The 21,995-nt window shown below is 71.3% G+C and carries 12 protein-coding genes; all 12 read left to right on the top strand.

Annotated features, from left to right (window positions below; translation table 11 throughout):
- Positions 1-11 precede the first annotated feature (11 nt).
- Entirely contained in the window at positions 12-2,123 is a 2,112-nt protein-coding gene (gene tssF, locus N4261_RS13800) for a type VI secretion system baseplate subunit TssF (protein WP_261755883.1), read from the top strand.
- Positions 2,123-3,193 carry a type VI secretion system baseplate subunit TssG gene (tssG, locus tag N4261_RS13795; RefSeq protein ID WP_261755882.1) on the top strand — a complete coding sequence of 357 codons (1,071 nt, stop codon included), beginning with the start codon at positions 2,123-2,125 and terminating at the stop codon, positions 3,191-3,193. The genes tssF and tssG overlap by 1 nt, the downstream gene beginning before the upstream one ends.
- A complete protein-coding gene (gene tssH, locus N4261_RS13790; protein WP_261755881.1) occupies positions 3,190-5,964 on the top strand; it encodes a type VI secretion system ATPase TssH in 2,775 nt (924 codons plus the stop codon). Before tssG ends, tssH begins: the two co-directional genes overlap by 4 nt.
- Before the next feature lie 10 nt (positions 5,965-5,974).
- A complete protein-coding gene (locus N4261_RS13785) occupies positions 5,975-8,170 on the top strand; it encodes a type VI secretion system Vgr family protein (RefSeq protein ID WP_261755880.1) in 2,196 nt (731 codons plus the stop codon).
- Positions 8,167-10,215, top strand: coding sequence for a hypothetical protein (locus tag N4261_RS13780; RefSeq protein ID WP_261755879.1), 2,049 nt, complete (start codon positions 8,167-8,169; stop codon positions 10,213-10,215). The genes N4261_RS13785 and N4261_RS13780 overlap by 4 nt, the downstream gene beginning before the upstream one ends.
- On the top strand, positions 10,212-11,063 hold the full coding sequence (locus N4261_RS13775; protein WP_261755878.1) for a hypothetical protein: 852 nt from the start codon (positions 10,212-10,214) through the stop codon (positions 11,061-11,063). The genes N4261_RS13780 and N4261_RS13775 overlap by 4 nt, the downstream gene beginning before the upstream one ends.
- A gap of 295 nt (positions 11,064-11,358) precedes the next feature.
- On the top strand, positions 11,359-13,035 hold the full coding sequence (gene tagH / locus N4261_RS13770) for a type VI secretion system-associated FHA domain protein TagH (RefSeq protein WP_261755877.1): 1,677 nt from the start codon (positions 11,359-11,361) through the stop codon (positions 13,033-13,035).
- Between the two features lie 65 nt (positions 13,036-13,100).
- Positions 13,101-14,438: a type VI secretion system baseplate subunit TssK gene (gene tssK / locus N4261_RS13765; RefSeq protein WP_261755876.1), complete on the top strand. Its 1,338-nt coding sequence runs from the start codon at positions 13,101-13,103 to the stop codon at positions 14,436-14,438.
- A complete protein-coding gene (gene tssL / locus N4261_RS13760; protein ID WP_261755875.1) occupies positions 14,435-15,781 on the top strand; it encodes a type VI secretion system protein TssL, long form in 1,347 nt (448 codons plus the stop codon). Before tssK ends, tssL begins: the two co-directional genes overlap by 4 nt.
- 189 nt (positions 15,782-15,970) lie before the next feature.
- Positions 15,971-19,624: a type VI secretion system membrane subunit TssM gene (gene tssM, locus N4261_RS13755; protein WP_261755874.1), complete on the top strand. Its 3,654-nt coding sequence runs from the start codon at positions 15,971-15,973 to the stop codon at positions 19,622-19,624.
- Positions 19,624-20,259, top strand: a complete 636-nt coding sequence (tagF, locus tag N4261_RS13750) for a type VI secretion system-associated protein TagF (protein WP_261755873.1) — start codon at positions 19,624-19,626, stop codon at positions 20,257-20,259. The genes tssM and tagF overlap by 1 nt, the downstream gene beginning before the upstream one ends.
- Positions 20,240-21,760 (top strand): type VI secretion system contractile sheath large subunit, encoded by a 1,521-nt coding sequence (locus N4261_RS13745; RefSeq protein ID WP_261755872.1) that lies wholly within the window; start codon positions 20,240-20,242, stop codon positions 21,758-21,760. Before tagF ends, N4261_RS13745 begins: the two co-directional genes overlap by 20 nt.
- Positions 21,761-21,995: the final 235 nt, after the last annotated feature.

Here is a 21,995-nt window from a genome sequence, read left to right as displayed (position 1 = left end):
GGAATTCCCCGATGCATCCCCGTCTGCTGCACTACTACAACCAGGAACTGCGCTACCTGCGCGACTTGGGCCACGAGTTCGCCGCAGCCCACCCGAAGGTGGCCGGTCAGCTCGGCCTGGGCGCCTCGGCGCAGGATCCCTACATTGAGCGCCTGCTCGAAGGCAGCGCCTTCCTCGCCGCGCGCGTCCAGCTGAAGATGGATGCGGAGTTCCCGCGGCTCTCCCACCGGCTGCTGGACATGGTCTATCCCGGCTTCAATGCGCCCCTGCCGGCCATGCTGGTGGCCCGGGTGCAGCCGGCGCCTGATCCGCAACTGCTGGCGGGCCATCGGCTGCCGCGCGGTTCTGCCCTGCACAGTGCGGCCACCGCGCTGACACCAACGCGTTGCGAATTCCGTACCGCCCAGGACATCGTGCTCACACCGGTCACGGTCGCTGCCGCCCACCTGGCGCGTGAGCATGCCGCGCTGGAGTTGCTGGGCGCGCCGTTGGCCGTCGGCGGCGGCGGCTTTGCCGGCCCGCGCAGACGCGCCGCCCTGGTACTGACGCTGCGCCTGCCGCCAGGCCAGCGCTTCGACCAACTGGGCGTCGACCGCCTGCGCTTCTTTCTCACCGGCGCGCCCGATCTCGCGGCCTCGCTGGTGGAGCTGACCCTGTCGCGCTGCGTGGCGGTGCTCGCGGGTGAACCCGGCCGGGTGCAACGGCTGCCGGGCGCCACCGTGTCGCCGGTGGGCTATGCCGACGACGAGGCGCTGCTGCCGACGCCCTCGCGGGGCTTCGGCGGCCTGCGCATCCTGCAGGAGACGCTGGCCTTTCCGGAGCGTTTCCAGTTCATGGAGGTGGACGGACTGTCCGAGGCGTTCGCCCGCACCGCGGGCTCGACCCTGGAGCTGGTCCTGGCGCTCGCCGTGGCCGACGAAGCGACCCTGGGCGCGGTCAGCGCCGACAACGTGCTGACCAACTGCGTGCCTGCGATCAACCTGTTCCCGTGCCGCGCGGATCGGCTGCTACCGGGCACCGACCAGCACGAGTTCCATGTGGTCGTCGATCGCAGCCGGCCGTTGGATCACGAGGTCTACGACGTCACGGCGATGACGGCTCATCATGCCGACGGCGGCGCGCGGCAATTCGAGCCGCTGCACGGCAGCGCCCGCACCGGCGCCGGTCCGGTCCGGCGCGTGTACTCATTGCGTCGTGAACCTCGGATGGCGAGCGAGCGCACGCGGCGGGAGGGTGCACGCTCGTCCTATGCCGGCAGCGAGATCTTCCTGTCGTGGTCCGATGGCTGGGAGGTGGCTCGCCCCGATACCCCCTCCGACAACCCCTCCGACAACCCCTCCGACAACCCCTCCGGCGTCGCATCCGACGTCGCATCCGACGTCATATCCGCCGCTGCCTTCTACGGCAACGGCAACGGCAACGGTCACCGCAACGGCAACGGTCACCGCAACGGCGGCGCCCACCTCGCGGCCGGCGCATTCTCTGACGCCTCATCCGGCAACGCTGCGACCGCCCTGCCCGCCTTGCCGGACCAGGTCGCGCTGGAAGTGCTGGTGACCAACCGCGACCTGCCCTTGTTCATGCGCGGCGGCCATGCCGCGCTGACGCTGGATGCCGGGGTCACGCTGACCGAGGTGCGCGCCGTGGCCGGCCCGTCGCGGCCCCTGCCGGCGCCGCCGGAAGGCGCTGCCGCCTGGCGGCTGCTGAACCTGCTCTCGCTGAATTACCTGTCGCTGCTGGATGCGGGCACCGCGGGGGATTCCCCGGGTGCTGCCGCCGGCGCGCTGCGCGAACTGTTGTCCCAGTTGCCCCAGGCGGGCGATCCTGACGTGGTCCGTCAGATCGACGCCCTGACCGGCCTGAGCGCCACGGTGGTCCATCGGCGCCATCCCGCGCCGGGCCCGATCGCCTATGCGCGCGGCGTGGAAATCTCGCTGACGCTGGACGAACAGCGTCTGGGTGCCGGCAGCGGCCACAGCGCCTACCTGTTCGGCGCGGGGCTGCATCAGTTCCTGACGCGGCATGTGTCGCTGAACAGTTTCGTCGAGACCGTGCTGTTGTCGACCACCCGCGGCGAGATCGCCCGCTTTGCGCCGCGCGCAGGTGCGAGGCCGCTGCTGTGATGACCGAGCCCTTGGCCTCGAGCCACGCGTCGCTGCCGGACTGGTTGGCCGAAGCCATCGCCCAGCCGCGCCGGCAGGACCTGTTCGCGCTGCTGCGGCGCTGGGAATCGGCGCATCCAATGCTGCCGCGTCTGGGTGAGGCCGCGCTCCCCGCGCAGGAACCGATGCGCATCGGTCAACCGGCGGAACTGGACTTCGCGCCGGCGCCGGTCCAGGCCATCGACACCCGGGGCCCGGTGCCGCGGGTGCGCCAGCGGGTGTTCGGCCTGACCGGCCCGAACGGGCCGCTGCCGCTGCACCTCACCGAGCTCGCCCGCGAACGGGAGCGCCATCACGGCGATGCCGCGATGCAGGACTTCCTGGATCTGCTGACCCACCGATTCGCGCTGCTGTTCCACCGGGCCTGGGCCCAGGCACAGCCGGTGCAGGCCATGGACCGCGCCGACGACGGCGGCCATGGAGCCCGCCTCGGCGCGCTGGCCGGCCTGGGTCTGCCGACGCTGCGCGAGCGCGATGCGCTCGGCGACGCGCCCAAGCTCGCCTTCCTGGGTCGGCTCTCCCGCCAGGTGCGCGATGCCGACGGCCTGGCCGCCTGGTGTCGAGAGGCCTTCGACGTCCCCGCTCGCGTCGAACCCTGGTGCGGCCACTGGTTGCCGCTGCCGCCGCCCTTGCGTGCGAAAGCAGGAGGGCTGGCGACGCCCATCGGCGAGCGCGCCGGCCTGGGCGGTGGCCTCGCGCTCGGCCGCTCGACCTGGGACGTGCAGCACAAGTTCCGCATCGTGCTGGGCCCGATGCCCTGGAGCCGCTATCGCACCCTCCTTCCCGGCAGCGCCGACCTGGAGCGCCTGCGCGCGCTGGTGCGGCAGTGGGTCGGGCTGGAGCTTGATTGGGACCTGAGGCTGGTCCTCGACCGGCACGAGATCCCCCCGCCACGACTGCACGCGACCTCGCCCGCGGCGCTCGGCCACAGCCTGTGGCTCGGCACCGCGCCGCGTTCGCGGGACGGCGATGCGCTGCTGCTGCCGGGCTGCGCCCCTGAATCCATGATCACGATCCCCCCGACCCCATGACCACCATCCGTCGTGCCGACCTGTTCGGCAAACTCCATCCGCTCGCCTACGGCGCCATCGAAAACGCCACCGCGCTCTGCAAGCTGCGGGGCAATCCCTACGTCGAGCTGTCGCACTGGCTGGCGCAACTGCTGCCCGACCTGCGCAGCGACCTCGCCCTCATCCTGGATCACTACCGCATCGATGCGGGCCAGCTTGCTCGCGACGTCACGCTGGCCATGGACCGGCTGCCGCGCGGCTCGACCGCCGTGTCCGACTTTTCCGAGCACATCGAGGCCGCCATCGAACGCGGATGGGTCCAGGCATCGCTGCGCTACGGCCAGGACCGCGTGCGCACCGGTCACCTGCTGTTGGGAATGCTGGAGTCGACGGCGCTTCGACATGCGTTGCTGGCGATCTCGCGCCAATTCGAGGCCATTCAGGCCGACGACCTGGCCGAACGCCTGCCGACGCTGTGCCGCCGCACGGGTGAGGCGCCGCTGCAGACGCCGGCCACCGGTGCGGCCGCGGAAGCCGCCCCAGGCCAGCCGGGCGGTGACGCCGCGTCGGCACTGATGGGCCGGCGCAAGGCCCTGGCCGAGTACTGCGTCGACCTGACCGCCAAGGCGCGCGCCGGTGAGCTCGATCCCGTCACCGGCCGCGACGACGAGATCCGCCAGCTCATCGACATCCTGATGCGCCGCCGACAGAACAACCCGCTGCTCGCGGGCGAGGCCGGCGTGGGCAAGACCGCCGTGGTGGAAGGCCTGGCGCTGCGCATTGCGCAGGGCGACGTCCCGCCCGCACTGCGTGGGATCGCCCTGCTCGGCCTGGACCTGAGCCTGTTGCAGGCCGGCGCCGCCATGAAGGGTGAGTTCGAGCAGCGGCTGCGTCAGGTGATCGATGAGGTGCAGGCCTCCGAGCAGCCGGTGGTGCTGTTCATCGACGAGGTGCACACCCTGATCGGCGCGGGCGGCGCGGCCGGTACCGGTGACGCGGCCAACCTGTTGAAGCCGGCGCTGGCGCGCGGTCAGTTGCGCACGATCGGTGCGACCACCTGGGCGGAATACAAGCGCTTCATCGAACCGGACCCCGCGTTGACGCGCCGTTTCCAGGTCGTCACCGTGGCCGAGCCCGACACCGAGGTCGCGCTGGCCATGTTGCGCGGCCTGGTGGCCGGGCTGGAGTCGCATCACCATGTCGAGCTCACCGATGAGGCCCTGCACGCGGCGGTGCGGCTGTCGCAGCGCTACATTCCGGCGCGCCAGTTGCCGGACAAGGCGGTGGCCCTCTTGGACACCGCATGCGCCCGCGTCGCCGTCAGCCAGCATGCGACGCCCGCCGCCGTGGAGGACGCCCGTCGTCGCCTGGAGGTCCTGGCCCTGGAGACCGACATCCTGGTGCGCGAAGCCGCGACCGGTGGCGATGTGGCGGCTCGTCTGGAGGCATTGGCACGCCGGCGCGAGCAGGCCACCACCGAACTGATGGCGCTGAGCATGCGTTGGGACGAAGAGCGGGCGGCGGTGGCGCGGCTGCTGGCAATGCGCCAGACGCTGAGGTCGGCCTCTGCCTCCGCCTCCGGCGTTGCCGTCAGCCGCCACCGCGACCAGGACCGCGACGCGATCGACGCGTTGCGCGCAGCGCAAACCGCGCTGTCGACCATGCAGGGCGAATCGCCGCTGGTGTTGCCGGTGGTGGATGCGCAGGCGGTGGCCTCGGTGGTGGCAGCGTGGACCGGGGTGCCGGTCGGTCGCATGGTCACCGACGAACGCGACAGCGTGCTGTGCCTGGGCGACACCTTGGGGCGTCGGGTGCTGGGCCAGCAGCCCGCGCTGGACACCCTCGCGCGCCGCATCCAGACCGCGCGCGCCGGGTTGCAGGATCCGGACAAGCCGCTGGGCGTGTTCCTGCTGTGCGGCAGCTCCGGTGTGGGCAAGACGGAGACGGCACTGGCATTGGCCGAGGCGATGTACGGCGGCGAACAGAACGTCATCACCATCAACATGAGCGAGTTCCAGGAGGCGCATACCGTGTCCACGCTCAAGGGGGCGCCGCCGGGCTACGTGGGTTATGGCCAGGGCGGTGTCCTCACCGAGGCGGTGCGCCGCCGCCCGTATTCGATCGTTCTGCTCGATGAGATCGAAAAGGCCCATCCCGATGTGCATGAGCTGTTCTTCCAGGTCTTCGACAAGGGCCGCATGGAAGACGGGGAAGGCCGCTCGATCGACTTCCGCAACACCGTCATCCTGCTGACCTCCAACGTCGGCAGCGAGTTGCTGATGACCTTGTGCGCCGACCCGCAGACGCTTCCCGAGCCGGAGGTGCTCGCACAGGCCCTGCAAGGGCCGCTGCTGCGGTACTTCCCGGCGGCGCTGCTGGGGCGCATGGTGACCGTGCCGTACCTTCCGCTCTCTCGCGACCTGCTCGGACGCATCGCGCTGCAGCGGCTTGAACGGATCCGAGCGCGCGTGGCGGAGCGTCATGGCGTCTCCGTCGAGTTTGAGCCACCCTTCGTCGAGGCCTTGCTCGCGCGCTGCGATGTGCCGGAGGCGGGCGGCCGCGCCATCGACCGGGTGCTGTCCGACACCGTGCTGCCGCGGATCTCGCTGGAGCTGCTGTCCCGCATGACATCGTCCCCGCGCGATCCGTCTCACACAGGCCCGTCACCCGAGGCCGTTGCCGGGTCGGATCCGGATCGCCCGCAGACCTCGATCGGTGCGGCACGCCCTCGCGCCTTCAGCGCCATCCGTGTCGGCGCAACGCCGGACGGCTTCACTTACGCTTTCGAATGAGGACGCCGCCGTGACCTTTGCCTCGCCGAACGAGTCGGCCGTCCCCCTGCCTTCCGCCACGGTCGCGTCCTCCGCGGCGAGCGCGGCACCGACCGCCGCGACGCCGCTGTCCACCGCGCCCAATGAGGCCCGCTTCCTCAGCCCCCTGGCCGGCGAGGAACTGCTGTTCCGGCGGCTGCTCTGGCGTGAGGAACTCGGTCGCCTGCCCGAGCTGCGCCTGGAACTGCTGCGTTCGAGTCAGAAGGCGCCCCTGGCCGCCGAACGGCTGCTTGGCCAGCCGGCGGCGGTGGCCCTGCGCCAGGACGATGACACCGAGCGCTTCCTGCACGGACTGGTCACGCATGTCGAGCGTGGCGGCCATGTCGGGCGTTTTGATGTCTACCGAGTGCACCTGCGGCCCTGGCTGTGGCAACTCACGCTGGGTGCGGACTGCCGCATCTTCCAGGACCGCACCGTGCTGGAGATCCTGGAAGAGGTGTTCGCCGCCTACCCGGGCGCCGGTCCGGTGGAAAAGCGCCTGCATCGGGCCCGCTTCGCGCGGCGGCCCTGCACGGTCCAGTACAACGAGAGCGACTTCAACTTCATCGCCCGGTTGCTGGAGGACGAGGGGCTGTACTTTTTCTTCCGCCACGAGCGCGAGCGCCATGTGCTGGTCCTGTGCGACTCACCCGCCAGCCACCGCCCGGCGCCTTCGCCGCTGCGCTGGAACGAGGCACAGGGCGAGGTCGTGCGCGAGGACGTGATCCTGCAATGGACGCGGGCGCAGACGCTTCAGCCGCAAAGCGCCACGTCGACGGATTTCGCCGCCGAGCAACCCGGCGCGGACCTGCGGCGGGAGGCCACGCGCAGCGCTGCGGGACGGACCGCCGGCCCGCTCGAGCGTCACCTGTATCCCGGCGGGCATGATGACCTGTCGATGTCGGGCGACCTTGGCGGCAAGCGGACGCAGGGCGCGATGCGCATGCGGCATCAGGTCGATCGCTTTGACAGCCAGGCGGTGGTGGCGCAGGGCACCACGCCCTACCGCGCCTTGTCGGTCGGGCAGACCCTGGACTTCTCCGGGCATGACGACGCCGGACGCTGGCTGGTGACCGGTGCGATCACCGACATGGAGTTCAGCGGCTACGAGGCCAATGCCGATGCGCGCAGCACCAGCTACCTCTGCCGATTCGCGGCGGTGCCGGCCACGGTCGCCTACCAGCCACCGGCCGCTGCCTGGCAGCCGCGCATCCAGGGACCGCAGACAGCCATCGTGACCGGCCCGGCGGGCGAGGAGATCCACGTGGACCGCCACGGCCGGGTGAAGGTGCAGTTCCACTGGGACCGGCGTGGCCAGCGCAATGAGCGCAGCTCATGCTGGGTGCGTGTCAGCCATCCGTGGGCCGGCAAGGGTTTCGGCATGGTGGCGCTGCCGCGCGTCGGCGATGAGGTCATCGTCGAGTTCCTCGACGGTTGGCCGGACCGACCCATGATCACCGGCCGGGTCTACAACGGCGAGCAACCCGCGCCGTATGCCTTGCCGGCGCATGCCACGGTGTCGGGCGTGCGCACGCGTTCGAGCAAGGGCGGCGGCCCGGGCCAGGGCAACGAGCTGCGCTTCGAGGATGCCCGCGGCACCGAGCATGTCTGGATGAAAGCGGAGCGCGACCTGCACCACTGGGTGGGTCAGGATCAGATCGACTCGGTCCAGCGGGATGCGCGTTCCTCGGTCGGTCGCGATGCGCAACTGGATGTCGGCGGCGATCTGTCGATCGGCGTCGGGCGCGAGACCCGTCTGAAGATGGACCGCGATGTGCATGCCTCGCTGGGGGCGGACTTGCTGGTCGGCGTCGACGGCGCGGTGGACGTGGCCATCGGTGCCGGTCTGACGCTGAAAGCCGACGGACCGGTGTCCATCGATGCGGGCGGGCCGATGGACGTGTCGCTCGGCCAGGGCGCGCGCGTGACGGCCACCGGTCCGGTCAGCGTGCAGGCGATGGCCCTGACCTTGGAGGCGACGGCCACGCTGAGCCTGCGTGTCGGTGCCTCGTTCATCACGCTGGGGCCGGAAGGCATCTCGATCATGGGGCCGCAGATCCGGCTCTACTCGGGGCGCCCGCCCTTGCCTGCGGTACCGGCCGTGACCGGCCGGCCGGCCGCGCCGAAGGCACCGGGCGCGATGCCCGATCACCAGGATCCGCTCGGGCGCCAGGGAGGTGCGCGATGAGTTCGATGAGCGCGCTCAGCGAGAAGAGCCCGGTCGGGCCGCGCCCCATGACGGTCGAACACTGCGCGGCTGCTCAAGGGGCTGCGGACGGCGCGGCCAAGGCCACCACCACCGCCTCCAACACGGCGTCGCTGAAGGCAGCGCTTTGGCGCGACAGCTCGCGCCGCGCCTGGGCGCTGCTGCTGGGCACGCAGATCCCCGCGCTGCTGCAGCGATTGAAGGAGGCCCGAGACGCCGGCGACGTGGACGACGTGATCACCACGGCGCGCGGTGCCCTGTCCGACAGCGCGGCAGCAGAGGCCGCGTACCTCGTCGATCTGCGTCCGGACGGCGCCTTGACGGCTTGGCTGCTCGAGGCCGCACCGTCGCAGCCGCACTGGGGTCTGCTGCTGACCACCGACCTGAATCCCATGGCGCTGCGGCGATGGGCGCGCGACGTCTTGTCCGGCGCCGATCCCTTTGACGACCGCGTGACCGTCGCGTGGGGCGTCCTCGATGGTGCGCCGGCCCCGAAGCCGGACGCGGACCGCATTCCCACGGCGGCATCGACCACCGCAGCAGACCGTGTCGACGCGCCGGTCCTTCACGTCACGCTGCGCCGCCCGGCGACGGCGCGCCCGCGCCAGCGTTACCTCCGCGATGACCAGGGCTGGCGTCTCGTGCCGGTGTCGGTCCATCCGCAAGCACTGAGCTGGTCGTCCTCTACGGATCGCGTGCTTCCGGAACGGCTTCACGCGCTCGCGTCGATCGACATGGACTGGCGCGTCCAACTGCGCTGGCCCGAGCCGGACCACCCGTCCGGTGCAATCGTTGCGAAGCCTGTCGCAGGCGATGGCTTGGAACGGCTCGGCTCACTGGATTTCGTGGGGATGAGCGGCCCGACCCGTCGGGCCTGCGGGCCCGACATCGACTTCCAGGTCCCGGTCATCGCGGCATCGGCGCTGCCGGCGGGCATTGCCGCCGAAGCGTCCCCGCGTGTCGATCGCTTGGACGCCCGTTGGGGCGCCGCCATGCCCTCCCCGGCCACCGATGGGCGCGCGCCTGCGACCGTCGCACCGGCGACGCCCTCGTTCGATGGCGCGGCTGCCTGGGTCTTCACGCTGCCCGAAGAGCAGCGCCTGCTGGTGTGGTCGCGCCAGGCGCGCGCCGAGGCGGGCCAGGCCGCGGCGCTGGACACCCGTGTGCGGCTCGAGTCCGACGGTCAGGTGCTCGACCCGGCCCGCTGGCGCGAAGGCTTCGAGCGCCTGGACCAACTGATGGCCCAGGCGATCGGCCGTCTTGCCGATGCCTGGAAGGTGGCAGAGTGCCTGGTGTCGGCCGACCTGAACGCCCACCCCGCCCTGCTGGCCGCCGAAGCCGGCATCGCCTGGGGCTACCGCGAGGCGGCGACGCCAGACATTGCGCCGTCCATGCAGGTGGCCGGTCATCTGCGGGGCTGCCTGTGCCGCTGGGACTTGTCGCTGGCGGGCACCGTCGATGTCGACGGCGCGCGAGCGAGCGTGCGGCTCGCGCTGATCGACGACCCGACGCTGATGGACGTCGACGCCCGCTGGGAGATGGCGCTCACCGATGCTGCCGAGGCGGTTCACACCGATCCGTCGATCGGTGGCCTGGCGGGCGCTGGCGCTGGTGACGGGACGATCGCCGCGGCGGCAGGCTCGGACGCTTCGCTGCCATGGCGGACGTTCCGTCTCCCGTTTCGGGTGAGTGTCGAGCCGCAGGCCTCGCCGGCCGCCGCATTGGTGGCGGACATCGACTGGGCCGCCTCGAGCTCGTTACCCATGCCGGGCGCCGCGCCGTCCCGGAGGTCGGCAGGAGGGTCGGGATCGGGGTCGGCTGCAGCGCTGATAGCCGCCCCGGCTCTGGTCGGCGGCATCGGCCTGCGGCGATCGCGTCGCGGCAACGGTCTGGAATGGGCCTTTGAGGCGACGCTGGAGCCGGTGACGGTGCGCATCGGGCTGAACGATCCCTGGACCGGTCGCCGCGAGCGGTGCTTGTCCTGGCTGCCCGCCCTGCCCCTGATGGACTGGTGCTGGGCCGCATGAATCGCCTCCTGACACTTCGCGTGCGCACGGCGGGTTGTGCCGCAGACGCCTCCCTGAACGACCTTCCGCTGGTGCGGGTGGGCGGAACGGGCGGCGCCACCGCGCTGCCGGTGCATGAGTTCCTGTTGCGCGGTCTCAACCGCCTGATGCTGCGGGTCGATCCCGCATCGATCGACGCCGGCGCGGACGTGCCGCCCAGCGCCGAGCTCGTCCTGCACCTGGCACGCGCACCTGTCGACCTGGACCGCTCGAGCATCTTGGACACCTCGGGCCAGCGCGACCTGCTCCTGGCCCGGACGGGCTGGGGCGCGGGCTTCGCCGACGCGGGCGGCGCCCCCACCGAGCCGACCACATCGTCCGGCGAAGGCGAAGGCGCGGGCGCGTGGCATCGAGGCGTCGACGTCGACCTGCCGGTCGATCTCCCTCGCTGGCGCTGGCTCGACGCGCCAGCCGTGCCGGTCGGATCGATGGAGGCGATGCGGGCTCGGGCGCTGCAGTGCGTCCAGCAGCGGGTGCTTGAGTTCCGCCGCGGCGATGGCGCGGGCTGGCTGGGCCTCACGCGGCTGGCGCGCGAAGAACGCGCGGTGGCCTATGGCGGCAATGTCCGCGCCCGCGAGCAGGCCTTCCTGGACACCTTGCGCGCCGCACCGGACGGTCGGCCGTGGTCGTGGTCCTGGCCAGAGAGCGACGACTTCGTCCTCCGGCCGGAAGCCGATGGCCGCCTGATGAGCTGCCTGCGCCGTGACGGTGGCCCGGTGCTCGAGGCCCAGTCGCGCGATGGGCGGCATGCCTGGTCGCTGCCATTGCGGCTGGCCTGGCTCGATGAACGCCTGCACGGCCTGCGTTGAGCGCACCCGATGCGCAAGCCGACATGGCCCAGAGACGCCCCCAATCCAGCACCCGGATGCCCTTTGCCTCGATATGGCCCGATACGGACCAATACGCCCCGATGCCCGCCGCCATGCGAGCGCGGCCTGCGCCGGGTCCGCACCACGGCCGTGGGCCATCAACAAGCGGACGGCCCAACCCATTCCGGAAGGTCTGGACTCTCCGGAAAGGGCCGATGGTCTGGCGGCCCTGCCAGACCGCCTCCGTGCCCTTCTGATGATCTCCCCAATGTTCCGCCTCCTCTAGGACTACGCCATGCTCACCCTCACCGTCGTCAACGGTCCTGCCGCATCGCCCCTGTCTGCCCGTTTCGACGAACTGGGCGGCACCATCGGTCGCGCCGACTCCAACCTCCTCGTGCTGCCCGATCCGGGCCGCACGATCTCGCGGGTGCATGCGCAGGTCGTCTACCGGCGCAACGGCTACGTGCTCCAGGACCGCGGCAGCAATCCCGTGCTGCTCAATGGCGAAGCGCTGCCTGACGGACTGTCCCGCGTCCTTGCGCAGGACGATCGCATCCAGCTCGGCGCCTACACGCTGCGGGTGGATCTGCACCTGCCGCAGGCCGCCAGCCTCGATGCCGAAGCGCCGACCGTGCTGGAACTGAAAGACCGTGCCGCCCGCCAACCGCTGGACACGCGCGCCCCCCTGGGGCCGAACGCCGATCACACGACGCAAGCGCCGGCCGCATCGGCCGCCGTTCCTGTTGCGGGCACGGTGCGCGGGTCGGAGGAAGCCGCGATGGACCCCTTTGCCGCCCTCGGCGTCTGGGACGATCCGGTCAACGATCCCTTGGGTCTGGGTGCCGAAGCCGGCTTGAAACGTGACCCGGCTCACGACGGCGTTCGGCAACCCATGGCGGGCCTGGCGCCGGATCCATCGGTGCCATGGACTTCGGCGGGACCGACGTCACCGCCGACGCGCCTGAGTCTCGACGTCCGGCCCGAGCGGCGCGCGCTGGAAGATCTCTTCGGCATCGACGACGATGCGCCGCTGGCTGATCCGCTGGCCGGCGCCCTGGGCGCTCTTGGTGCCATTGACGTCATTGGCGATCTCGGTGCTCCTGGCGATCTCGGCGCTCTCGGCGATCTCGGCGCTATTGGTGCCCACGGTGCTTCTCTCGCCGTCGACGGCCCTTCCAGCCCGCTGCTGGATGAGTCGCCGGATCCCACGGCGGCTCATCGGAGGGGAACGGCGTCGATGACGATGAAGGACGCTCATGGCGACGACTGGCATCAGGCCTTTCATTTGCGGGAGGCGCCGGCCCGCGCCGCGGACGCGCCCGCTCCGACGAGCCCGTTTGACGCCGTGCCCCCGGCGCGTACAGGGTCCGCCGCGTCGGACGAACTCTCGGCAGCCTTGGCCACCGGCCTGGGTCTGCCGGTCGACCAGTTGCCGCCGCTGACGCCAGCGCTGGTCCGGCTGGTCGGGGAACTGCTGCGCGATGCCACGGCCGGCACCGTGGACCTGCTGCTGGCCCGCGCGACGCTCAAGCGTGAGGTCCAGGCTTCCGCCACCATGATCGCGACCCGCGACAACAACCCGCTGAAGTTTTCTCCCAACGTCGACGTCGCCCTGCGCCACCTGCTGCAACCCGCCGTCGCGGGTTTCCTGCATCCGCGCGATGCGATGCGCGACGCCTTCGACGACCTGCGTGCCCACCAGGTCGGTCTGGTCGCCGGCCTGCAGGGTGCCCCGGGGCGGGTGCTGCGCCGACTGGCCCCGGAACGGGTGGCGGAACGTCTGCGAGCGCCCTCGCTGATGGACAAGGCCTTGCCGATCGCCCGCAAGGCGGCCCTGTGGGACCGCTTCGTCGACGAGTACGAGTCGCTCGGTCGTGACGCCGAGGAGGCCTTTCAGGCGTCATTTGCGCAGGCTTTTCGCGCTGCATACGAAGAACATGTTGAAACGCTTCGGCGATCCGATCGCTGACTTCACGCATCCGTCCGGGCGGGGGCACCGTATGTCCTGGTATTCCATTCGACGCAGCACCGCTCATGACCTGGCACCACAAAGTCATCTGGTCGGAGGGCATGTTCCTCCAGCCGCAACATTTTCAGCAGCATGACCGCCATCAGGCCGCCCAGCAGTTGGCCCGCCTGACCGCGGTGACACCGCATGCCCGGGGCTGGCTGTCGCTGGCGCTCGACCGTGGTGCGCTGGCGCTCGGCCGGATCGCGCTGCAGTCCGCCCGTGGCCTGTTGCCTGACGGCCTGTCCATCGACCTGCCGGGTGACGATGCTTCGCCGGCGGCGCTGGAGGTGCCGGCGGACGCCCGGGACGAGCTGGTGGTGCTCGCCGTCTCGCTGCCGCGACCTGGCCTGGCGGAGACCGACGCCGAGGGCACGCCCGGCGCGATGGCGCCCCGCTACCGGGTCCACGAGGCCGACGTCCCCGACGACAACGCCCATGCACCGCGCGCCGCGCGGCTGCAGCTGGGCCGGCCCCATCTGCGGCTGATGCTCGCGCGCGACTGTGTCGAGGGCCAGGCGGTGCTGGGCGTCTGTCGCATTGCCGAGCGTCGCGCCGACCATCAGGTGATGCTGGATGCCGGCTATGTGCCGCCCACGCTGGATGCGCTGCGCAATGATCTTTTATTGCGCTGGATGCGCGAGGTCCACGGCCTGCTCAAGCAACGCGGCGACACACTCGCCGCGCGGCTGACCGAGCCCGGCCGCGCCGGCGTCGGCGAGATCGCCGACTACCTGATGCTGGGCGCGATCAACCGGCATGAGCCGTCATGGGGACATCGCCTGACCGGCGGGCTGCTGCATCCGCGCGAGGTCCATGCGGCCATGGTCGCGCTGGCCGGCGATCTGGCCATCTTCGGCGACGCCCGTCGCCCCGCGCCGCTGCCCGCCTACGACCACGACGCGCTCGGCCTGTGCTTCCCGCCGCTGATGGACATGCTGCGCCAGGGCCTGTCGATCGTGCTGGAACAGGGCGCAATCCCGATCACCTTGCAGGAGCGCAAGCATGGCGTGCGTGTCGCGCTGGTGCCGGATGTCGAGCTGCAGCGCCAGGCGCAGTTCGTGCTGGCCGCATCGGCGAGGATGCCGGCCGACGCACTGCGCACGCGCCTGCCCGCACAGGCCAAGATCGGCACCGTCGAGCACATCCGCGACCTGGTCAACCTGCAGCTGCCCGGCGTGGCGCTGCGTCCGCTGCCGGTGGCGCCCCGCCAGATCCCCTTCCACGCGGGCTTCCACTACTTCGAGCTGGACACCCGCGACAGCGACCAATGGCGCCAACTGGCCCAGTCGGGCGGCCTGGCGTTGCACATCGGCGGCGAATTCCCCGGCCTTGAGCTCGAACTGTGGGCGGTGCGCGCATGACCCGATTCGTTGACCTGGCGCGTGACGATCCGTTCGCAGCGCTCGATGCGCCCCATGCCCCGTTAACCGACCGTGACCGCGACCGCGACCGCGACCGCGATCGTTTCGCCTGGGAGGTGGGGGCCGCCGACCGCGCACCCGGCGGGCTGTTCGATGCCGAGCCGCTGAGCCTCGATCTCCCGGACGGCAGTCCGCCGGACCCGCTGATCGCTGCGGCGCAGCCGCTGCTGGCCGCCGCGCCGCGGCTGCGCCAGTCCGCGCGGCAGGACGATCCGGCCGCGCTCAAGCTGGCGCTGGCGGACGGCGTGAGGCGTTTCGAGCACACCGCCGCACGCCTGGGCGTGCCGCGTGACCGTGTCCTTGCGGCGCGCTACGTGTTGTGCACCGTGCTGGACGAGGCCGCTTCGGCCACGCCCTGGGGGGGGCATGGCGTCTGGGCCGCCAACAACCTGCTGGTCCAGTTCCACGACGAGACCTGGGGGGGCGAGAAAGTCTTTCGCCTCATGCAGAAGCTGGCGACCGATGTGCCTGGCCATCGCGATCTGCTGCAGCTGATGTACCTGGCGCTGGCCTTGGGTTTTGAAGGCCGGTATCGGGTGATCGACCAAGGCGCGGCGCAACTGCGTCACCTGCGCCAGCGGATGCATGAGCTGCTGGCGAGCCATGCCGAGGCGGTGCCGGTGGCGCTCTCGCCCACCGGTGTCCAGCGGGCCGACCCCGCCAACACGGCCTCGAGGCTGCGGGATGGCGTGTCCGTCTGGCTGGTGACCGCCGTGACCGTGGCCGTGCTGGCGCTGAGCTTCGGCGGACTGCGGCTGGCGCTGGCCGACCGCACCCAGCCGGTGTTCGCGACCTTGGCTGCGCTGGATGCGCCGTCGCCGGTCCGTGCGGCCCCGGTCGCGGCCGAGACGCCCCGCCTGGCCGGGTTCCTCAAGCCGGAGATCGACGCGGGCCTGGTGACCGTGACCGACCTGGCCGACCGGTCGGTGATCGTGATGACGGGCGACCGCTTCTTCGACCCCGGCAGCGCCGGCCTGGACCCCTCGCTGCGGCCGCTGCTCACCCGCATCGCCGAGGCGCTGCGCCCGTTGCCGGGTGAGGTCCTGATCACCGGGCACACGGACAGCGCGCCGATCCGGACCGCGCGATTCCCGTCGAATTGGCATCTGTCACAAGCCCGTGCGGATGCGGTTCGCGACGTGCTGGCCGAGCGGGTGCCACCGGCGCGCCTGCGGGCCGAGGGACGCGCCGCGGTCGAGCCGGTGGCCGACAACGCCACGCCCGCCGGCCGTGCGCGCAACCGGCGCGTCGTGATCACCCTCTGGTTGAAGCAGTCGCCCTGACACCCGCACACCGTCCGCTTGCAAGGCCGGGGTGACCCGCCGACCTCACACCGCTCGACGACGGTGTGAGGTCACGCACAGCAAGCACCGGTCGCCAGCGATTGCCTTCTGTTCTGTCGCGTCCTGTCGCGTCCTTGATCGCGTCTTTCACCGCGTCCCTGGCCGCGTCAAACCCACACCGTTGCCGCCATGAATCGAGATGAGAAATTCCTGGCCGTGCTGCTGCACGGCTACACCCAGGCCCTGGTCGGACTGGCCGCGCTGAGCGCGCTGATCTGGTGGGCCGGTCCGCTGGTCGGCCTGGGCGACACGCGGCCGCTGGACACGCCGGCCGCCCGCATGGCGGCGATTGCGGCCGTGCTGGTGACGGCCGCGCTGGTCCTGGTCTGGCAAGGTTGGCGCCGCCGACGGGCTGAGCGTTCGCTGCTGCACGGTCTGCGCGAAGGCGACGCCGATGCCGCCGAACGAGAGTCTCAGGCGCTGACCCAGCGCTTCGCACAGGCGTTGCGGCTGATGGATCAGCGGGCGGGACAGGGCCGGCGCTGGCCCGGCTCGCGCCGGCGCAACCTGTACGCGCTGCCCTGGTATCTGTTCATCGGGGCACCGGGCTCCGGCAAGACGACGGCGCTGGCCAATGCGGGTTTGAACTTCCCGCTGGCCGGCCACCTCGGCCAGGGAACGGTGCGCGGCGTGGGCGGCACGCGGCATTGCGACTGGTGGTTCACCGACCAGGCCATCCTCATCGACACCGCCGGCCGCTACGCGCTGCAGCAGTCGGATGCGGCCGCGGATGCCCAGGGCTGGCGCAAGTTCCTCGGGCTGCTGCGCGCCACGCGGCCTCGCCGTCCCATCAACGGCGTGCTGCTGACCGTCAATGTGCAGGATCTGCTGCTGCAGGATGCCGAAGAGCGGACCGACCATGCGCGACGACTGCGCGCACGGCTGGAGGAACTGCACGACCAGCTCGGCGTGCAGGCGCCGGTGTATGTGCTGGTCACGAAGTGCGATCTGCTGGCGGGCTTCGACGACAGCTTCGCGGCCTTGGGGCGCGAGGAACGCGAGCAGATCTGGGGTTTCCCGTTCCCGACCCCGCCCGCAGGGCCCGACACCCCGGCCCGCGCTGGGGTCTCCGACGCCCGCGCCGAGTCCACCGATCGAGGACCCTACGAGGGACTTCCGGCCGCATTCCTGGCGGGCTTCAATGCCCTGTCCGAGCGCCTGTGTGCGCAGTTGCCGGCCCGCCTGGAGCAGCAACCCGACCTGTCGCGTCGCGCGGCGATGTTCGCGTTCCCGACGCAGTTCGCCGGCTTGCGCGATCTGCTCGGCCACTTCCTCGGCGAGGTGTTCGCAACGCCAACGGGCGAGCCAGCGCCGACGCTGCCGCGCGGGGTCTACTTCACCAGTGCGACACAGGAAGGCACGCCCATCGACCGGGTGCTGGGCACCCTGTCGCGCCGTTTCGGCATCGCTTTGGCCACGCCCCGTTCACCAGTCGGGAGACCGGGCGATCCGGCGCCAGCCAAGGGGCGCAGCTATTTCCTGGCGGGCGTGCTGCGCGATGTGGTCTTTGCCGAACAGGACCTGGTCGGCGGCAGTCCCCGTGCTGTCGCGGCGCGGCGGCGCATGCGTCAGTTGGCGTTCGCGACGCTGGCCTTGGGCGCCCTGACGGTGCTGTCCGGCTGGGCGCTGTCGACCCTGCGCAACCGCGCCTACGTCGACGACGTGGCCTCACGCCTGCCGGCGCTGAGCGCCGACGTGAAGTCGCTCGCCGTGGACGACGCGGCGGGCACGCGCCGGCTGCTGCCGGTGCTCGACAGCGTGGTGGCCGCGCCGCGGTCGGCGGACTTCGACCTCGCCGATCCGCCGACGCTCAACACCTTGGGGCTCTACCAGGGCGACCTGCTGGAGGCCGGCATGCGCATCGGCTACGGTCATCTGCTGGAGCATGCCTTGCTGCCGCGCGTCGCACGCCGGCTGGAGGAACGCCTGCGGGCCGCCGATCCCGCGCGCCCTGCCCAGCAGTACGACGCCCTCAAGGGCTATCTGATGCTGCACGCGCCGCAGCGTTTCGACGGCCCCTGGCTCATCGACTGGGTGCTGCAGGATGAGGATGAGGCGCTGGCCGGTCCGGCCGGATCCACCCAGCGAGGCTCCTTTGAACGACATCTGCGGGCCGCGCTGGCGCGGGGCGTGCCGGCACCGGTGGCGCCGCGCGACGAGGCCCTGGTGGCGCGGGTGCGCGAGCAGCTCGTCGCCTTCCCGCTGGAGCAGCGCGTGCTGTCGCGCATGCAGCGCCAGCCGGCGGTGGCCGACGTGTCCGAGTTCACCGTCGCCGCTGCGGTCGGCCCCGCCGTCGCGCAGGTCTTTCAGCGGGCCAGCGGTCAGCCGTTCACCCGAGGCGTGCCGGCGCTGTACACGCGATCGGGGTACGAGCGGCTCTTCCTCGCCGACGCGGCGCGGCAGACGCGCCTGCTGCTCGATGAGGAGCGCTGGGTGCTGACGCCAACGCCAACGCCAACGCCGGCCTCGCTCTTCGCCTCGGCCTCGGCCTCGGCACCTCGATCGACGGCCACCTCCAGCCCTGCGCCCACCCCGGCCGCCGCGGAGGTCCCTGATGCCGCTTTCAACGAGGCGCTGCGCCGTGTAGGCGCCCTGTACGGCCAAAGCTACATCCGACATTGGGATAGCCTGATCGGCGATCTGAAACCGGTCCGTGTGGATTCGCTCGACCGGGGCCTGACCGTGGCGCGTGTGCTGGCGTCGGCGGACTCGCCGCTGCCGGCGCTGATGCGCGCAGCCGCCCGAGAGACTCGCCTGGGACCCGACGCGGCGGGTGGCGCGGCGGGTGGCGCCGAGCGCCCCGCAGCGGAACGCTCGCTCGCCGGCAGCGCCGAGGCCGCCGTCAATGCCCATTTCACGGCATTGCATCGCCTGGTCGCCGGGACACCGGCGCCGATCGACGATGCCGGCCGCCTGTTCAACGAGCTGTTGTTGCAACTGGCCGCGATCGACGCCGCGCAGAAAAGCCGCAGCGCGCCACCGCCCGTGGGGGCGGCGGTCGGTGCCGCGCGCGCAGCCGCCGGCCTGCAGCCGGAGCCGGTGCGTGGGTTGCTGGAAGCGCTGTCGGACGTCGGTGCCAGCCAGGGTCGCGTGGCGGAGCGGTTGGGGCTCTCCAGTGACCTGCGCCCGGTGACGGACTTCTGCGCCCGCACCGTGTCCGGCCGCTTCCCGTTCAACGCGACCGCGCGCGCGGACGTGCTGCCCGACGACCTCAGCCAGTTGATGGGTCCCGGCGGATTGATGGACGAGTTCTTCCAACGACGCCTGGCCGCGCTGGTGGACACCGGCAGCTCGCCGTGGAGCTTCCGCCCGCTGCCGGACGGTCGCAAGCCCGGGGGAGGCGCGGGCCTGGTCGAATTCCAGCGGGCGTCCCGCGTGCGCGACGCATTCTTCAAGAGTGGTGCGCGCGCGGCCGCGGCCAGCGTGACCGTGCGGGTCGCGGAGCTGACCGGGGCCCGCGAACTGCGGCTGGAGGTCGACGGTCAGTCCCTGCGGTTCAAGGGACCCGAATCGGCGCCGCAGACGCTCACCGTGCCGGGCCGCACCGGCTCGCAGATCAAGCTGGCCTTCAACAACTCGGGCACCCAGACCTTCGAGGGCCCGTGGGCGCTGCTGCGCCTGATCCAACAGCATGAGGTGGCCGCCGACGGCAGCCCGGAGCGCCTGAGCGTCACGGTGAACCTCGACGGACGCAAGGCCCGGCTGGAGCTGATCGCCAGCAGTGCGGTGCATCCCTTGCGCCTGCGCGAGTTCGGCGCGTTCCGCTGCCCGGAGGGCCTGTGATGAAGATTGCATGGTTCGGCAAGCTGCCCGCGCTCGGCGACTTCGTGCACCGTCGCCTGGACATCGACACCCTTGAGCGGCTGGACGCCTGGCTGTCCGATGGGCTCACCCAGCGCATCCGGGCCGCCCCCGAGCACTGGCTCGATGCCTACGACCGCGCGCCGCGATGGCGTTTTGCCTGGGCGTCGGGCGTGTTGATGACCAAGGGCCTGTGGAGCGGTCCGGTGTGCGGGGTGTTGTTGCCATCGCGCGACCGGGTCGGCCGGCGGTTCCCGCTGATCGCACTGCGGCCCATGACCGCGCCGATGTCGCCGGCTGCGCATGAATGGTTGTCCGGCCTGGAGTCGGTGCTGTGCCTGGCCGTGAGCGAGGCCTGGTCGGTGGCGCAGTTGGAGGCCTCGCTGGCGCTGCTCGACAGCATCGCGCCGCTGCATGCGGACCGCGCCGCCGTCTCGCATGGCCGACCGCCACCCGGTCGCACCTTCTGGGCCGCCTCGCCGGTGTCCGCCGGCGAGGAGCCCACCTGGAGCGGACACCGCGGATTGCCGGCCGGTCCGGCTTTCGCTCGCTTGATCACCGCGCCCCTTGATTTGACGAATGATTCTGGAGAAGGCAATGACCCCCCCCGTGATTGACGCCGGACGCCTGGAGGCCGCTGTCCCGGCCTGGAGCGCGCGTCGACCGCTGCGCCTGGCGCTGCTGGGCGACTTCGGTATGGAGGCGCCCAGCAGCGCGGCCGATGCCGCGGCCCGATCAGCCCGCCGCCCCCGGCGCATCGACTTCGACAACTTCGACGAGGTGATCGCGCAGGCCGAGCGTTCGCTGGAGGTGGCACTGCCGGACGGCCGGATCGCCGCACTGCGCCTGGGCACGCTGGAGGACCTGCATCCCGACGAACTGAGCCGCCAGCTGCCGCGTGGCAGTGCCACGCCGGAGGCGCTGCGCGCGGTGTTGATGCATCCCGCGCTGCGGCAACGGGAATCGGCCTGGCGGGGGGTGGACCTGCTCGTGCGCGAGCTCGGCCCCGGCGCGTCGCTGGAGATCCACCTGTTCGACCTGAGCGCCGATGAGCTGGTCGCCGACCTGGCCGCCCTGGACTCAGCCGATGACCTGACGCAGACCCCCCTCTACCATTGGCTCGTCCGGCGGCCGTCCGAAGACGCTGACGGCGGTTACGCCGCGATCGCCTGCCTGCACGACCATGCCGCGACCCCGGACGATCTCAGCCGGCTGGCGCGCCTGGCCCGGATCGCCGCGCATGCGGGGGCGCCGCTGTTCACAGCCATGGCGACCGACGCGTTGGCCGACCGTCGGCATCCCCCGGAGAAGGCTGTGCGCGCCGCCTTTGCGGCCCTGCAGGCCCGGCCGGAGGCGGGCTTTCTGTGCCTGGCCGGTCCCCGCTTCCAGCTGCGTCACGCCTACGGACGCGCCACCGACCGGATCGCGGCGTTCGACTTCGAGGAATTCGATCCGCGCCTGGGCCTGCGGTCGATCTGCTGGGGCCATCCGGCGCTGGTGGCCTTGCTGGCCTGGCACCGCGGCGGCGACCTGATGCTGCGCGACCGACCGATGCAGGTGATCCGCGACGCCGACGGCGAAGCCGTCGCCCTGCCCTGCACCGATCGGCTGATCCGGGCCGACATGGCGGTCACCTTGCGTGATTACGGCGTGCAGGCGCTGCTGGCTGCCCGCAACGAATCCGCGCTGCGGCTGATCGGTCTGGCCGCTGTCGATGGGACCGCCTTGTCCCGGAACGGGCCGAAGCCCGTCTGGAAGGCGGTGGATGAATCGGCATCGTCACCGATACAGATACCGACACCGACACCGGCGCCTGCGCCGGTGCCTCCGTCATGGCCTGAGCCGATGGAGGCACCCAGGCATGACGCGGCACAAGACCTGGCCCCCACAATGGCACACGACGCCGTTTCCACAAGGTCGGACGATGCGTCGTCGCGCGCGGTCGACGGCGGCGCGCTTGAGGGCAACCTCATGCCTCGGCCGGCGCCTTTGGCTCAGGCGCAAGCCGCGTCCGTTTCGGCAGGCACGTCGGCCGTCGGCGAGGACGCGGACACGCGCGCCCCCGCCGAGGACGAGGTGGATGCGGAGCTGGCTGCGCTGCTGAAGTCGCTGGAATAGGACACGGCCGGCCCCCGGTGACGACGCGCTCCTTGGCGGCTTCAGCGGCTTCAGCGACTTCGGCGAATTCCGCGGCTTGGCCTGCTTCGTCGCGCCGTCCCCGAGACAGGGTCCGGACGGAAAGACATTGAATTGATCAAATAAACCAAATCCGGGCGAATTAAGTCGCAACGCTGCGAGGGTGATCCCACCCCGGCCCCGCGGCCAAAAAACAGCGCGAGTTAAACTGACCCTA

The sequence above is a fragment of the Roseateles amylovorans genome, from assembly GCF_025398155.2.
GTDB classification, from domain to species: domain Bacteria; phylum Pseudomonadota; class Gammaproteobacteria; order Burkholderiales; family Burkholderiaceae_C; genus Roseateles; species Roseateles amylovorans.
Note: the sequence above shows the minus strand (reverse complement) of the source record. Positions and strands in the feature narration are given on the sequence as shown.